Source organism: Nocardia sp. NPDC049220, from assembly GCF_040647855.1.
Classification (GTDB): domain Bacteria; phylum Actinomycetota; class Actinomycetes; order Mycobacteriales; family Mycobacteriaceae; genus Nocardia.
Window position 1 is genome coordinate 977,390 of record NZ_JBEZDA010000001.1, and the last position, 13,433, is coordinate 990,822.

The following is a 13,433-nucleotide window of genomic DNA, read 5'->3' on the forward strand; positions in this document are numbered from 1 at the left end:
GTTGTGCGAGAAAGAACGGCATGCGTGGGGACACGGCGTACTGCGTCGGCCCGGCGACCGGGAGCGAAGGAGAACGAGATGACGCTGCTGCGAGAGGCAATCGGGGACAGTCTGCGGCGTGCGCGTCTCGCCCAGAGCCGCACCCTGCGCGAGGTGTCCACCTCGGCGCGCGTGAGCCTGGGGTACCTGTCCGAAGTCGAGCGCGGTCGCAAGGAGGCCTCGAGTGAGTTGCTCGCCGCCATCTGCGCGGCGCTGGAGGTGCCGCTGTCGCGGGTGTTGTCGGATGTGAGCACTGTCATGGCGGACGTCGACGGTCTGCCCGCCCGCCCGTCGACCACTGCGGCGGCCGGATCCGCTGCCACCGAGCGGGAGCAGGCCGCCCAAACAGTCACGCCCGCCGAACCCGCACTCGCTCCCGCGAGCGCCACAATGTCGGTGGCCGGAGTCGCCCGACCGCTGCCGCTCGCCCACGACACCAGGATCGTTATTCCCGCTCCGAAATCGGACATCCTGGTACTGGTGAAGGGCGTGTGACGCAGAACCAAGCGTGGCCACCGCGGCAACGCTGCGGATCGACGTCGAATGCGGATAGATTCTCCCTAGGCGTCGGTTGGGCCGGGTTTTCCCGGCCCTGGTGCCAGATGGTGGAGGATAGGCAGATATCGAGTGCGTGACGGTCGCGCACTGGAGTCGCGCTGGAGCGCGGCATGTCAGATGGAGGCGGGATCAATCGATGGCTAATCCGTTCGTCAAGGCCTGGAAGTACATGATGGCCCTCTTCGACGCCAAGATCGAAGAGCATGCGGATCCGAAGGTGCAGATTCAGCAGGCTATCGAGGAAGCCCAGCGTCAGCATCAGGCCCTTTCACAGCAGGCCGCGTCGGTGATCGGCAACCAACGCCAGCTCGAGATGAAGCTGAACCGGCAGCTCGACGAGGTCGAAAAGCTCAACGCCAACGCACGCCAGGCTGTGCTGTTGGCCGATCAGGCCGCGGCGGCGGCCGACACCGAAAAGGCGATCCAGTACACGAACGCCGCTGAGGCATTCGCCGCGCAGTTGGTCACCGCCGAGCAGTCGGTCGAAGACCTCAAGGTCCTGCATGACCAGTCGCTGCAGGCGGCCGCCCAGGCTAAGAAAGCCGTGGAGCAGAACGCGATGCTGCTGCAGCAGAAGGTCGCTGAACGCACCAAACTGCTCAGCCAGCTGGAACAAGCCAAGATGCAGGAGCAGGTCTCCGCGTCACTGCAGCAGATGGATTCGACGCTGTCCGCGCCGGGCAGCACGCCCAGCCTGGACGCGGTGCGCGAGAAGATCGAGCGCCGCTACGCCACCGCACTCGGCGCCGCCGAACTCGCGCAGAACACGGTGCAGGGCCGGATGCTCGAGGTCCAGCAAGCCAGCATCCAGATGGCCGGACACAGCAAGTTGGAGCAGATCCGCGCATCGATGCGTGGTGAGCAATTGCCCTCCGGTGGCGCTGCCCAACCCGCGATCAAGCCGGCACAGAACCAGGCCGATCCGGCGCAGCCGCAGATGAACAAGGGCCAAGCCGCGCAGCAGTAGGCGGCGGTCGAACATTCGGCGAGGATCTGTCGGTGGCGGTTGGTTCACTGAACGGCAATGCGCGGGTACCTGATCGGCCGGCCGTCGGCCGATCGGGCCCTCGCCGGTCCGGTCCCGCGCTACCGGTGGGAGAATAAGGTATGAGCGGCAGTGTATTTCGCGACCAGCAGCCCGAAGCGCGCCGCCTTCGGCGGTCGGCGATCGTCCGGGCACAGGCGGTTCTTGCACCGCAGCCGGGCAGCCTGCCGGACAACATTCGCGAGGTCGGCGAGAGCGCGTTGGTCGCGGTCCGTCGGTGGGCCGATCCGCGGGAGCGGGAGCTGCGTCGTCGTCGCCGGGCCCGCCGCCGTAGTTTTCAACTCGGCACCGTGTCCGGTCTCACGACCGCGGGAACCGTTGGGCTCGTAGTCCTCTCGGCACCCGTGTGGGCGGTCGCCATGGTCGGCGGTGGAGCGGTCGCTTTGGTCACCGGCGCGGCGTTGAGTACCCGTCGCTATTTGCGTCTGCGTGGCACCCCGCTGCCGCAGCAGGCATTCATCCCGCGTAAACAGCCACCACTGTGGTCGAATGCCCGACCGGCGATCGGGCGGTTGGTGCGCGCGGAGAAGGCGTTGCACGGGCTCGGCGCGCAGATCGGCCGCTCGAACCGATTGCCTGCGGAGGAGCTGGCCGACCTGCTCGACACCGCGGCTTCGGGATCGGTTGCCCTGCACGCTCTGGCGGCCGACATCAGCGCGATGGAACAGGCGCTCGACGCGATGGGGCCGTCGAACTCGCCGGCGGCGGTGGCGCTTACGGAGAATCTGCGATCCATCCTCAACAGACTCGATGGCGGGGTCGCCGAGTACGAACAGGTGGTCGCCGCGGCTGGTCGGATCCTCGCGGTCCCCGAAAACACCCTGTTGCGACATAATTTCGACACCATCGTCGCGGATCTCCGGAATGCGTCCGATCGGCTGGATGGGTGGGCGCAGGCGCTCATCGAGGTCGCGGATCGATCGGTGCCCGCGGCGCGGAGGCCGCCGATCTGATAGGTCCGGCTCAGTGCGACCGGTCGCGGTGGCGCAGTTCCTCGGCCCTGGCGCGCAATGCCGCGCCTACCAGTTCGCGTCCCTCGGCCATCAGGTCGAGCATCTCCCAGGATGTCTTGCGTGCGGCTGAACCGACGATTCCCGCGATCGCGGAGCCGTGCCGCCGTGCCGCCGACGCGAGTTCGTGTGCCAGTTCGTTCGTATGTTCCATCAGGTTCCAACCGTAGGGGGATTCAGTGCATGGCTGTGTGCTGAATGGGGTCCCGCCTCGATCGACCATCTCTTCCTGGTTGCCGCTCACCGTTGCTCTACGCTCGAGATCAGCGTACAGCCGTGCACTGAATGATGTGCAGTGCGCCGGCTCTGATGCCGGACCTTCATCGGCGCGAGCGATCGCGCACCGGATGGAGGCGCTGTCAGTCTCACTGACACGGCGTCCGGTCGGTCGGTAGGCTGCGGCCATGCGTCGTCTCCTGATTCGCGGATCGGAGCGCGGCCGACTCTCTGGTGTCGCCGGCGGTGTCGATCGCTGGCTGGTCGGCCGAAGCGCGCGCGTCCGCCCCACTCGGGCCGACCGGCTGCTCAAGGGGCTGAGTACGGCGGCGGATAAGAACCGCCTGTGGCTCGCGCTCGGCGCGGTCTTGTTCGCCGCGGGAGATCGCTCGACCAGGCGGGGCGCGGTCCGTGGCCTGCTCGCGCTGGGTGTCGCCAGCGGCGTGGCGAACGGAATCGCCAAGCCGCTGTTTCCGCGCCGCCGTCCACCTGACGAATCCGTGCCGTTTGTTCGCAGGCTGGTCGCGCCGCCGGTATCGTCGTCGTTCCCGTCGGGGCATTCGGCTTCGGCCGCCGCATTCGCCGTAGGGCTGGCGCTGGAGTCCCCTGCGGCGGGAGCGTTGGTAGCACCGCTCGCCGTCGCGGTCGGCTACTCGCGGGTGCACATCGGCGTGCACTGGCCCTCCGACGTGATCGCGGGGGCAGTTCTCGGTGGCGCGGTCGCGCTCGTCACACGCCGGTGGTGGGCGGTACGATCCGACCGTCCTGCCGCGCTCGGACCGACCGAATGGATCGACCCGATTCCTGGCGGTGTCGGAGTGCTGTTGATCGGTAACCCGCAGTCGGGAGCGGGCGAGGGCGCCGACACGCTCACCCCGCTGCGAAGTCGGCTTCCCGCGGCGGAGGTGCTCGATATCGATGGTGCCGATGATGTCGAGGCGCAGGTCGACCAAAGACTGCGTCACGGAGACACTGTCGCGCTCGCCGTGGTCGGTGGCGACGGAACGGTATCCACCGTCGCGGAGTACGCGGTGCGCCATCGGTTGCCGCTCGCGGTATTCGCGGGTGGCACGTTGAATCATTTCGCCAGGGACGCCGGGGTGGACGAGGTCGATCGGACCCTCGCCGCGCTGGCGGCAGGCGAAGCGGCTCGCGTCGATGTGGCCGAGGTGAGTATCGACGACGCCGACCGGCGTGTCTTCGTCAACACCGCCAGCCTCGGTGGTTATCCCGATTTCGTGCGGATCCGGGAACGATGGGAGCGGCGGATCGGCAAATGGCCCGCGGCAGGGATGGCGATGGTGCGCGTGTTGGTCCGTGCCCAGCCGATGCGGGTCACCATCGATGACACCCGCACCGCACTCTGGATGCTGTTCATCGGGAACGGTACCTACCACCCCGCCGACCAGATCCCGATGTCACGCACGGAACTGCACGGCGGCACCCTCGACGTCCGGTATCTGCGCGCCGATGTCCCGTTGTCACGGCTGCGACTGGTCTGCGCGACCTTCGCCGGCACGCTGGGGCACTCACCCACCTACGTGCATCGCCGTGTCGTCCGACTCGACGTGCGGATAGCCGACGCGCCGGTCTCGCTGGCGACCGACGGCGAAGTCGACCATCGTGGCGCGGATTTCCGTTTCAGCAGCCGACCCGCGGGGCTGATTCTGATCAAGGGCTCGGACAGCGAGCGGGCCTCGGCGCATCGCGTGACATCCCGGAATCGCGGAGCAGGGGCGCTGGGCGGATAGCTCGCCCGCGGCGGTGTTGCGGGTGTGCTGGTCGCGGCGTTCGAAATTCCGTCAGCTTCGCCTCTGCTGCGTGAAGTACGGCCTCGTCCCTGTTCAACCTCTCGAGGTGTCGGCAATTCGTGTTTGAGTACCCCATCGCCGGGTAGTTGCCACGGTGTAGCTGATCGGCCTGGCCTGCTCGGCCGGGGATATTCACTACTGGGCAGGAGCACCTTATGTTCGATGTTTCCTACCGAAAATGTCAGCTCGACCAGGACACGCAGTGGCTGGATATCAGCCGATACCTGACGTGTGACCTCGCCGAGGACCCGGTGCGGCAGGCCCGAAAGGCACGACGCCTCGCCGCCGGGCTCGACGTGACCGATCAATCGACAAGCGACTGAAGCACTCTCGGCGCACGCGGTGAGTGCCGCGTGCTGTCGGCCTGCGCACCGCATCGAACGAACCGCGGAGGAACCATGACTGAAATGCTGGATACGCTCATCGGTAGCGCCGTCTACGATCCCGGCGGCGACAAGATCGGCAAGGTCAAGCGGGTCTACATCGACAATGATTCCGGATCACCCACCTGGGTCGCGGTATCCACCGGCCTGTTCAGCGAGGATTCGCTGGTCCCGTTGGCCGGCGCCCGGCACCGCCGGGACGTGGGGGCGCTCCAGGTGCAGGTGGCGAAGGAGGCGGTGAAATCCGCGCCGCACCTCGAGCGCGACGGGCTGATCAGTCCGGAGGCCGAGCAGCAGCTGTTCGACCACTACAAGATCGACCCGGATCAGCCCGGGTGGTATGCCGACGAGCAGCAACCGCACCAGGCCGCCGAACAGCACCAGGATGCCGAGATGATACGCGCGCAGGCGCGTCTCGAGTTCGGCGCCGAACAGGAGACCATCGGCTCCGCGCGGATGCGCGACCGCATGGTGGCCGAGGACGAGACAGTCCCGGTACCTATCGCGCCCGAGCAGGTGCGCAATGAGCGCGCGCCTATCTCCGACCGGGCCGGTATCGCACCGTCCGGGGAGCACGAGGCCGAACGCGCGCCGCATGGGGACCGGATGACGATCAACAGGGAATCGGTGCCGGTCGAGCGGGTCCGTTTCGCCGTCGACGAGGTAGCGGACAACCGCACCCTTCCCGACACGGTGCGCACCGAGCACATCGGTATCGACGGAGTCGAGGATCCCGACCGCCCAACGCGCTGATCGGGCACCGGATGGCGGACTCGGTGCCGATGGGGTGCGCGTCGCCGACGCACACCCCATCGGTGTCCGCGACTCGGATCCCGCTCACATGAGGGGCCGATTCGGCGATCCGCTCGGCGAATTCGACCGGATCGCGGTCGGGCAGCAGGCCGAGTTCGGTGATGCCGAGGACACGGCACTGTTCGGCACTCGCCAGGAATGCGTCGAAACCATCAAGGACCGAGTCGGTGTAGAGGGCCACCTTCTGGATCGAATCATAGTCGCGGCCTGCGGAATCGCGGTGTGCGCAGGACGTCGAGCGTGTGGGTGACCTCCCGTGGGCTCGATGCGAATAGGTTGCGGGCGTCGGGCTAGCCTGCCACCAGGTGCAGGGCCGTGCGCTCTCCGCCGCCTCCGGTCAGGATCCGTGCCCGCGAACGCGTCGACGGGGCTGGGACACGGAGCGTTTCGGCGAGCTGAAAATGCTTGCCTCGGACGGGGTCCGCTGCCGTGGGTCCACATCTGCAAGCAGATCCGCAGGGTCTCCTCCAGGCGCTCGAATCGCTCCGCGATCGGCGCCGGTCGATCCTGTGCCGACCCGATTCAGGTGGCGTACAGGCCGATCACCGGCTTCTTCGAGGGGTGGAGCGCCGCGAGCAGAGTGCGCATTACATCTTCGGTGACTGCGACGCACCCTGCGGTTGCTCGACCGACTGCGACGTGGACGAAGAAGGCCGAGCCTCGCTTCGGCACGACAGGGAAGCGGTTGTAGTCGATCACCAGGGCGTAGTTGTATTGCGGATCGGTTCTTCCGAGGTTTTCGGCGCGACCGGTGTCGAACGGGCAGTCGGGCTCGGCGCACCGGAATTTCTGGTTGTACAGCGGACTTTCCGGATCCGACACCCACCACCAAGTGTTCGACGGGTCGACCGACAGGTAGGGAAGCGTCGCACCCACGTCGGGCAACCGGCCGAAACCTTCGGTCACCGTGAAGGTGCCCTCCGGTGTGAAGGCGGCGCCTTCCTCGGCTCGGGTCGAAATCCCTTCCGCGCCGACCCATGCCGGCGCCGTGAACATGCGTACCCAGTGCCGAACCCGGTTTCGTCGCCATAGCTCCAGCGTTCCGTGGTCGGCGCCGGTAGGCGCGGTCACCCAGATGACCTGCGTGCCCGGGATGGTGTCCGGATCGAACGGCGGTGGGTCGCCGGCGATCTCGGGCAGCAGCGCGAAACCGAGTAGGGTGCCGACCGCCGCGACGGTCGCCAGGACCATGGTGATGGTCCGCGGCCGGTGCCGTTGCCACGCGTGGCAGCTATCGACGGTGGCCACGCAGGACTTTCAGGCGGTGGCGTGGTGCGGATTTGTAGCCGAGACCGCCGAGCATGAGCCGCTCCTCGGTGAGCCTGGGCCGGAGTCGGGGGCCGGTCGGCCACCAGTCATCCAGTTCGACCAGGCCGGGTTCGACCAGGTCCAGGTCGCCGAAGGCCGCGGCGATCTGTTCGCGGGTGCGATACCAGCCGGAGCCGAGACCCATGTCGAGGAAGCGGCGCTGCAACTCGATGGCCATGTCGTGGGCGTCGGAGTCATCGGCGGGGTCCCAGAAGTGGGTTATCGCGACATAGGAGCCGGGCGGCAGCGCATCGATGTAGTGGCGCATGATGCCGACCGGGTCGAGGGCGTCATCGACGTGGTGCAGGATTCCGCACAGAATCAGCGCGAGTGGGCGGGTGAGGTCGAGGTTCCGGGTGACCTCCAAGTGGTTCAGCAACGTGTTCGGCTCGGTCAGGTCGGCCATCACGAACCGGGTGTACTCGTTGCGTTCGAGCAGTGCTCGGCCGTGGATGTCGCAGACCGGATCGTTGTCGACGTACGTCACCCGCGCTTCAGGATTCTGCTGTTGTGCGATCTCGTGGGTATTGGTGGTGGTCGGCAGCCCGGCGCCGATATCGAGGAACTGGTCGATTCCGACCGTGCCTGCCAGATACCGGACGACGCGATGCAGCCACTCGCGGTTCATCCGGGACACCGCGCCCTGTCCTGGAGCGACCTCGAGGAGCTTCGTGAGGACGCAACGGTCGATCTCGAAATTGTCTTTGCCGCCGAGGCTGGCGTCGTATACGCGCGCGATGCTCGCCCGCGTAGTGTCCACGCCGACCGGAACGCGGACACCGGTGCGGGGAGGGAAAGCGGGATCCGGCATGGCATGACCTCTCTGTGGGATGATTTGACGCGGTCTTCGTGGCGAGGGCTACGCGAATTCGCTGCTGTAGGTGCGCAGTTCGGCCGGGGCGTCGAGATCGGTGGTCGTCGAGCGGCAGGAGTCGCGCGGCGCGGTATTTGCGCTGAATCCAGAGCTTCGAATTTCGGGGGCGTGGAGGTCGCCGCTGTTGTCCGTAGCGCCCTTGTCGGCGTAGCGCCCTCTGACAGTATTGTGTTCCACGGTGGCCTTTCTCGCTGTCGAAGGTGTGCGGCCGAGCGGTGGGCGGGAAAGGGATTCGGAGCCGTCCGGGGTAGGGCTGTCTTCCACTGGCCGGATCTGTCGCCGTGGGTGAACTCGCGTGCTGCGAATGCCGTCCGCCGCGAGCGGAACGGCACGCGCCATGCTCGACGGCGTCGACCGGTTCGGCTCGGTCCTCGCGGATGTCGTCGATCGGGTGGCGCCGTGCGGCATGTCGGTGTTCCGTTGTGTCGAGTGCACCGAAACACCGTCGCGGACATGCTGCAATCCTTCAGTGGGACAATCGATGCGAGGGCGAATTCCTATCACTTCACAATGACTGGCCCATCGGCGTGGTGCAACAGCGGTGCAGCCCTCGGTCGCTGATTCCTCGTGGCAGCGTCGCAGTCGCACCCGCTCTTCGGTGATTCGCCGATCGCCTGAGCGCGCCCGAATATCTGATCGTAGAAGCGACGAGTGCACGCTCGGTGGCGGGCGAGTGCCCCTGCGGGTAAACCCTGATTTTCACCCGGACATCCCGTCTTACCTGGTGATTTGGACAGGATCAGCTGTCATGATCGAGGAGGAACGCAGACGCCTGGGAGGCACGAAATGGTGTGGAAGATTATCGGTATCGTCGCGGTCGTCTGGGTCGCGCTCGCCATCATCGGCGCCCTGATCAAGGGGCTGTTCCCGATCCTGGTGATCAGCGCGATCGTGGTCGGGTTGTACCTGCTGTACAAGGCGGTGTCGGGCTCGGACAAGTCCACGGTGAACAAGCTCTAGTGCGGCGTCGTGCGCGGGTCGGGCGGCGTCCTGTCGCGCGGCGCGGAGCGAGTTCGCCGACCAGAAGCCGTGGTCGGCCCGGTGGGCTGCCGTAATCGGGCCGACTGCCACGCATGCCGAACTTCCACGCGCAGGCCATTGCCTCGCGCGCCGAGCATCGCCGGTACCTCTAGGCGCTGAGCTCTGAGCCGGTCGCCGACCACGTTCGCGTGGTGGTCGACATGGCTATCGGCGCCAAGGAAGGCTTCCTCGCGGATCACGCGCTCGGCTTCGAACTTTTCCGGTCCGGCGGCTGATCCGACGGTAGCGCGACGGTCGGGTCGACCGATGCGCACGCCCCAATTCACTGCGAGTCGATCGCACGGTCGATGACCGGAGGACACGAGGCGCGGTCGTGGCAACGCGGCCAGCGCCGCGCCTGCGTTGTCGGAGTTGGGCGATCGCAGCGTCGAAGTCCGGGCCAGCGCCCACGGTGGCGAGATCTCGGCAGGGGCGCTCCCGACGAGGCCCCGCATGCGCTCGGTGGACATCCGCACATGATCGCTCGGGCGGTCGGTTGCCGGTGTGGCACGCGTCGTCACGACGCATGACCGGAGCGTGGGCGCCGGTGTGGCAGGCTAGGCGGATGCGAGTAGCCGTCGTCGCGGGGCCCGATCCTGGGCATGCGTTTCCCGCTATCGCGTTGTGCTTGCGGTTCCTGGCGGCCGGTGACGAGCCGGTCCTGTTCACCGGTCCGCGCTGGTTCGATGCGGCGCTCGGCGCTGGGATCGGCGTGCGCAGGCTCAAGGGTCTGGCGCCGCGACCCACCGATGACGACACCGACGCGGGACAGCGCATCCACGAGCGCGCCGCGCATATCTCCACCGAGATCCTGCCCGACCTGAGCGCCATGCTGCCGGAGTTGGTGGTTTCCGATGTCCTGACCGCGGGCGGCGGCATGGCCGCCGAACGGCTCGGCGTGCCGTGGGTGGAACTGTCGCCGCATCCGCTGTATCTGCCGTCGAAGGCGTTGCCGCCCATCGGCAGCGGACTGGCTCCTGGCGCAGGCCTGCGCGGCCGAGCGCGGGACGGCGTGCTGCGCACTATGACCGCGCGCGCGCTCCGCCACGGTCGGCGCCAGCGGGGAGTGGCGCGCGAGAGCGTCGGTCTCCCCGCCGTCGACCCGGGTCCCGCGGCTCGCTTGATCGCCACGCTGCCCGCCCTCGAAGTGCCGCGTCCCGACTGGCCGGAGTCCGCGTACGTCGTCGGTCCGCTGCTGTGGGAACCGACGGAGGCGATCCTCGACCTTCCGCCCGGCGACGGGCCGCTGGTGATGGTCGCTCCCTCGACTGCCCATACCGGCGTCGCGGGCATGGTCGACGATGTCCTGGCCGCCCTGGACGGGACCGGTGTCCGGGTGGCGATCTCGATGCTGGACACCCCGCCTGCCGACCTTCCTCGGTGGGCAACGGCCGGTCTGGGCCGCCAAGACGTCTTGCTCACCCACGCATCCGCGGTTATCGGCGGTGGCGGCCACGGCCTGCTCGCGAAATCCCTCTCCGCGGGTGTTCCGATCGTCACCGTCCCCGGCGGTGGGGATCAGTGGGAACTCGCCAACCGCGCTGCCCGCCAAGGAAGTTCGATCATCGTGCGCCCACCGTCCACCCATGCGCTCCGCGCCGCGGTGCACGAGATCCTCACCGACCCCCGTTACGCCACCGCCGCCGCCGATGCGGCAGCCCCGACCTCCCTGCGCGACCCGGTCGCCGTCTGCCGCCACACTCTGCGCACCGTGCACCCCTGAGGACGAGTGGCGCTCCATGGTGCGGCACTCGCCGGGAGTATCTTGTGGATGGTGCGGTTGACTGAGTTTCAGGAACTGTTGCATACCGAGTTCGGTGTGGCGCGGGGAGATGCTTTGCTGTCCGATCATGTGATCCCCTCTTTGGGCGGTCGGACCGGGGCCGATGCCATCGAGGGCGGCGTCGATCCGCGGGATGTGTGGCGCGCGCTGTGCGCGGATTTCGACGTCCCGCGGGTGCGCTGGTGAGCGCCCCCGAGCAGGTCGATCAGGGTGGGCCGCCGCATCGGTTCGATGAGCGCCGGCGGATGATTCCGCTCGATCCGCGACGCCTTGCCGCTCGGGTGGCGGACGCGCACCCCGTCGATTTCACCGGTTTCCGGCAGACCGGCATCGAGCTGATGCTCCTCGGCCGCTACGACTTGGCGCTGGACCACCTCGATCGTGCGCTGGAACTGGCGGACACCGAGCAGCGCAGGATCACCGTGTGGATCAACCTGGGCGATGTCTACCGGTACCGAGGCGCCGCCCGCACGGCCGAGCTGCTCTACCGTCGCGCGGTCGAGCATGCGCGGACGGTCGCGCCGGAGGTGCTCTCCTTCGCCGTCCAGCACCTGGGCAAGGCGCTCGCAGAAAGCAACCAGGTGCGAGAAGCGCATGCGTTGCTGGTTCAGGCGATGGAACTGCGCACCGCCGAAGGCGACCCCGACGAGATCGAATCCACCCGCGCGGCCTTGGACACGCTGGCCGAGCTGCCAATTCCGCTGCCGCCCACGGTTGTCGCACTGCTCGGCGACACACCAACCTGGTCGGACGAGCAGGAAAGTAGGAGTGGCGGTGTCGTATCCGCCCTCGGCTCCTACCGGATCGTGCGCGGCCCGCGGGCGATCGCCGAGTGCGAGCGCCTGAATTGGTTGCGAGGTCGTGGGATTCGCCTGCTGGATGTGGCGGCGTTCGAAGGCGACGTGTTGCTACTCGCCGACACGCGCGTGTCGAGCCAGGCCACGCGGGGGGTCGACATCGGGCCGACCTCGATCGGCGCCGTCATGGGCTCGACCCTGCGGCGGCTGCACAGCATTCCGATCGCAGAGTGCCCGTTCGACGGCCGCCTCGACACCGTCTTGGCCCAGGCGCGCCGCCAGGTGGTCGAGGGCCTGGTCGACGCCGAAGGTTTCGACGACGACCACCGGGGCTGGGCGCCGACGGACATGTTGGCACGGCTGCTGGCCGAACGTCCGGTTCACGAGGATCTGGTGGTGGCGCATGGTGACTTCACCCCGGCCACCGTGGTGGCGGGCGAGATCTTGCTCGATGTCGCAGCGCTCGGCGTCGCCGATCGGTACCGGGATCTCGCGCCGGCTGTGCGTGATTTGCGGGCCGAGTTCGGCGAGTCGGCGGTGACGGACTTCTGCGGCGCCTATGGCGTGCCGGAGCTGGATCATCACCGACTCTCGTACTATCGGCTGCTCGACGAATTGCTCTGAGTCTCACTCCTTCTTCGCGTAGTGCCGCGCCGCCTTGGTGCGATTGCCGCAGGTCGCCATCGAATGCCAACGCCGCGTGCCGTTCTTCGAGGTGTCGTAGAAGAACAGCACACACTGCGGATGCGCGCACTGGCGGATCCGATCGGGCGCCGCGCGCAGCAAGTCCAGCAGATTGTCCGCGGCCAGCCAACCGGGTAGCCAGATCCGCTCGGGCACATCGGCCACATCTGCGGGTCCGGACTCGGTGAGTGTGCGTCGGATCCGACCGTGTGCGAGCACGTCGTTGAGCCCATCGTGGGAGGCACGCGTGACCACGTCGGCGATAGCCGCGCGTGCGGTCCGCACGGCTGCCAATGTCGCCGCGTCGGCCTGCGCGCGAGTGGCGAGACCGACCGAGTCCAACCAGATGCGCAGCCCGGCCACATCGGTGAGCAGATCCTGCGGTCCGTGCTCGATCCATCGCGTGTTCAGCAGATCGAGTGCCAACGGTTCACCGAGATGAGGGCGTGGATCGGGCATGTCTGAGGGTACCGAGTCCGCGCTGATGCTCAGGGCGACGACCTCCTGTCTAACTGCTTATATGGATATCAACGGTTGACTCGACTCGGGATCTATGACTACATTCTAACTAGTCATATGAATCTAGACAGTTGAATAATTCCGAGGAGGAGCATTATGACCGCGGTCGTCACACCCCGGCTCGCGACCGGGCATATCGGCCTGAACGTCTCCGACCTGGACCGTTCGGTGGATTTCTATCGCAGGGCACTCGGTTTCGAGCAGCTGGCCGGGAGCGCTGACGGCGACCAGCGCTGGGCCTTCCTTGGCGTAGACGGCACGCTCGTCGTCACGCTGTGGGAGCAGAGCAACGGCGCATTTTCCACCGAAACGCCAGGACTGCACCACCTTTCGTTTCAGGTCGACAGCATCGATCAGGTGCGTGCGCTCGAGCGCGCGCTGCGCGAGCTGTCGGTCACCTTTGTCCACGATGGCGTGGTGGCGCATCGCGAGGGCGTGGCCTCCGGGGGCATCTTCTTCACCGACCCGGACGGCATTCGGCTCGAGATCTATGCGCCCAGTGGCGCCGAAACCGCGCCTTCCCCCAGTGGCGCTGCGCCGACCTGCGGGTTCTTCTGATCTCGTCAGCGCCCG

17 protein-coding genes are annotated in these 13,433 nt (G+C 67.3%); 12 read left to right on the forward strand and 5 right to left on the reverse strand.

Annotated elements, in window-relative coordinates; all coding sequences use genetic code 11:
• Positions 1 to 78: 78 nt before the first annotated feature.
• The 3 genes from AB0C34_RS04250 to AB0C34_RS04260 all read left to right on the forward strand — a co-directional run bounded on the left by AB0C34_RS04250 (position 79) and on the right by AB0C34_RS04260 (position 2,595).
• Positions 79 to 534, forward strand: coding sequence for a helix-turn-helix transcriptional regulator (locus tag AB0C34_RS04250; RefSeq protein WP_357067276.1), 456 nt, complete (start codon positions 79 to 81; stop codon positions 532 to 534).
• A gap of 199 nt (positions 535 to 733) precedes the next feature.
• Entirely contained in the window at positions 734 to 1,564 is an 831-nt protein-coding gene (locus AB0C34_RS04255) for a PspA/IM30 family protein (RefSeq protein ID WP_357068473.1), read from the forward strand.
• 140 nt (positions 1,565 to 1,704) lie between these two features.
• Entirely contained in the window at positions 1,705 to 2,595 is an 891-nt protein-coding gene (locus tag AB0C34_RS04260; protein WP_357067278.1) for a hypothetical protein, read from the forward strand.
• 10 nt (positions 2,596 to 2,605) lie between these two features.
• Here the strand turns inward: AB0C34_RS04260 and AB0C34_RS04265 are convergent, their stop codons facing one another.
• Entirely contained in the window at positions 2,606 to 2,806 is a 201-nt protein-coding gene (locus tag AB0C34_RS04265; protein WP_357067280.1) for a hypothetical protein, read from the reverse strand.
• A gap of 250 nt (positions 2,807 to 3,056) precedes the next feature.
• Between AB0C34_RS04265 and AB0C34_RS04270 the strand changes: the two genes are divergently transcribed.
• The 4 genes from AB0C34_RS04270 to AB0C34_RS04285 all read left to right on the forward strand — a co-directional run bounded on the left by AB0C34_RS04270 (position 3,057) and on the right by AB0C34_RS04285 (position 6,125).
• Positions 3,057 to 4,619, forward strand: coding sequence for a phosphatase PAP2 family protein (locus tag AB0C34_RS04270; RefSeq protein ID WP_357067282.1), 1,563 nt, complete (start codon positions 3,057 to 3,059; stop codon positions 4,617 to 4,619).
• Positions 4,620 to 4,834: 215 nt separating this feature from the next.
• Positions 4,835 to 5,002 (forward strand): hypothetical protein, encoded by a 168-nt coding sequence (locus AB0C34_RS04275; RefSeq protein ID WP_357067284.1) that lies wholly within the window; start codon positions 4,835 to 4,837, stop codon positions 5,000 to 5,002.
• 75 nt (positions 5,003 to 5,077) lie between these two features.
• Entirely contained in the window at positions 5,078 to 5,815 is a 738-nt protein-coding gene (locus AB0C34_RS04280) for a DUF2382 domain-containing protein (RefSeq protein WP_357067286.1), read from the forward strand.
• Positions 5,816 to 5,903: 88 nt separating this feature from the next.
• Positions 5,904 to 6,125: a hypothetical protein gene (locus AB0C34_RS04285; RefSeq protein WP_357067288.1), complete on the forward strand. Its 222-nt coding sequence runs from the start codon at positions 5,904 to 5,906 to the stop codon at positions 6,123 to 6,125.
• Positions 6,126 to 6,397: 272 nt separating this feature from the next.
• Here the strand turns inward: AB0C34_RS04285 and AB0C34_RS04290 are convergent, their stop codons facing one another.
• Together AB0C34_RS04290 and AB0C34_RS04295 are read right to left on the reverse strand one after the other, a co-directional pair.
• On the reverse strand, positions 6,398 to 7,123 hold the full coding sequence (locus AB0C34_RS04290; protein WP_357067290.1) for a L,D-transpeptidase family protein: 726 nt from the start codon (positions 7,121 to 7,123) through the stop codon (positions 6,398 to 6,400).
• Complete coding sequence (locus AB0C34_RS04295) at positions 7,107 to 7,994, reverse strand: SAM-dependent methyltransferase (RefSeq protein ID WP_357067292.1); 888 nt, start codon at positions 7,992 to 7,994, stop codon at positions 7,107 to 7,109. The genes AB0C34_RS04290 and AB0C34_RS04295 overlap by 17 nt, the downstream gene beginning before the upstream one ends.
• A gap of 849 nt (positions 7,995 to 8,843) precedes the next feature.
• On the opposite strand from AB0C34_RS04295, the gene AB0C34_RS04300 reads away from it, so the two are divergent.
• The gene (locus AB0C34_RS04300) at positions 8,844 to 9,017 is read left to right on the forward strand and encodes a hypothetical protein (RefSeq protein WP_357067294.1); all 174 of its coding nucleotides are present in this window, start codon (positions 8,844 to 8,846) and stop codon (positions 9,015 to 9,017) included.
• Here AB0C34_RS04300 and AB0C34_RS04305 read toward each other — a convergent pair.
• Positions 9,014 to 9,547, reverse strand: a complete 534-nt coding sequence (locus AB0C34_RS04305) for a hypothetical protein (protein WP_357067296.1) — start codon at positions 9,545 to 9,547, stop codon at positions 9,014 to 9,016. The two genes, AB0C34_RS04300 and AB0C34_RS04305, sit on opposite strands and share 4 nt — an antisense overlap.
• A gap of 95 nt (positions 9,548 to 9,642) precedes the next feature.
• On the opposite strand from AB0C34_RS04305, the gene AB0C34_RS04310 reads away from it, so the two are divergent.
• The 3 genes from AB0C34_RS04310 to AB0C34_RS04320 are packed head-to-tail and all read left to right on the forward strand — an operon-like array spanning position 9,643 to position 12,281.
• Complete coding sequence (locus AB0C34_RS04310) at positions 9,643 to 10,800, forward strand: nucleotide disphospho-sugar-binding domain-containing protein (RefSeq protein ID WP_357067298.1); 1,158 nt, start codon at positions 9,643 to 9,645, stop codon at positions 10,798 to 10,800.
• A 51-nt stretch (positions 10,801 to 10,851) separates the two neighbouring features.
• Positions 10,852 to 11,046, forward strand: coding sequence for a DUF3046 domain-containing protein (locus tag AB0C34_RS04315; RefSeq protein ID WP_357068475.1), 195 nt, complete (start codon positions 10,852 to 10,854; stop codon positions 11,044 to 11,046).
• Positions 11,043 to 12,281 (forward strand): phosphotransferase, encoded by a 1,239-nt coding sequence (locus tag AB0C34_RS04320; RefSeq protein WP_357067300.1) that lies wholly within the window; start codon positions 11,043 to 11,045, stop codon positions 12,279 to 12,281. Before AB0C34_RS04315 ends, AB0C34_RS04320 begins: the two co-directional genes overlap by 4 nt.
• 3 nt (positions 12,282 to 12,284) lie before the next feature.
• Here AB0C34_RS04320 and AB0C34_RS04325 read toward each other — a convergent pair whose 3' ends face one another.
• Positions 12,285 to 12,800: a CGNR zinc finger domain-containing protein gene (locus tag AB0C34_RS04325; RefSeq protein WP_357067302.1), complete on the reverse strand. Its 516-nt coding sequence runs from the start codon at positions 12,798 to 12,800 to the stop codon at positions 12,285 to 12,287.
• A 156-nt stretch (positions 12,801 to 12,956) separates the two neighbouring features.
• On the opposite strand from AB0C34_RS04325, the gene AB0C34_RS04330 reads away from it, so the two are divergent.
• A complete protein-coding gene (locus AB0C34_RS04330) occupies positions 12,957 to 13,418 on the forward strand; it encodes a VOC family protein (protein ID WP_357067304.1) in 462 nt (153 codons plus the stop codon).
• Positions 13,419 to 13,433 lie beyond the last annotated feature (15 nt).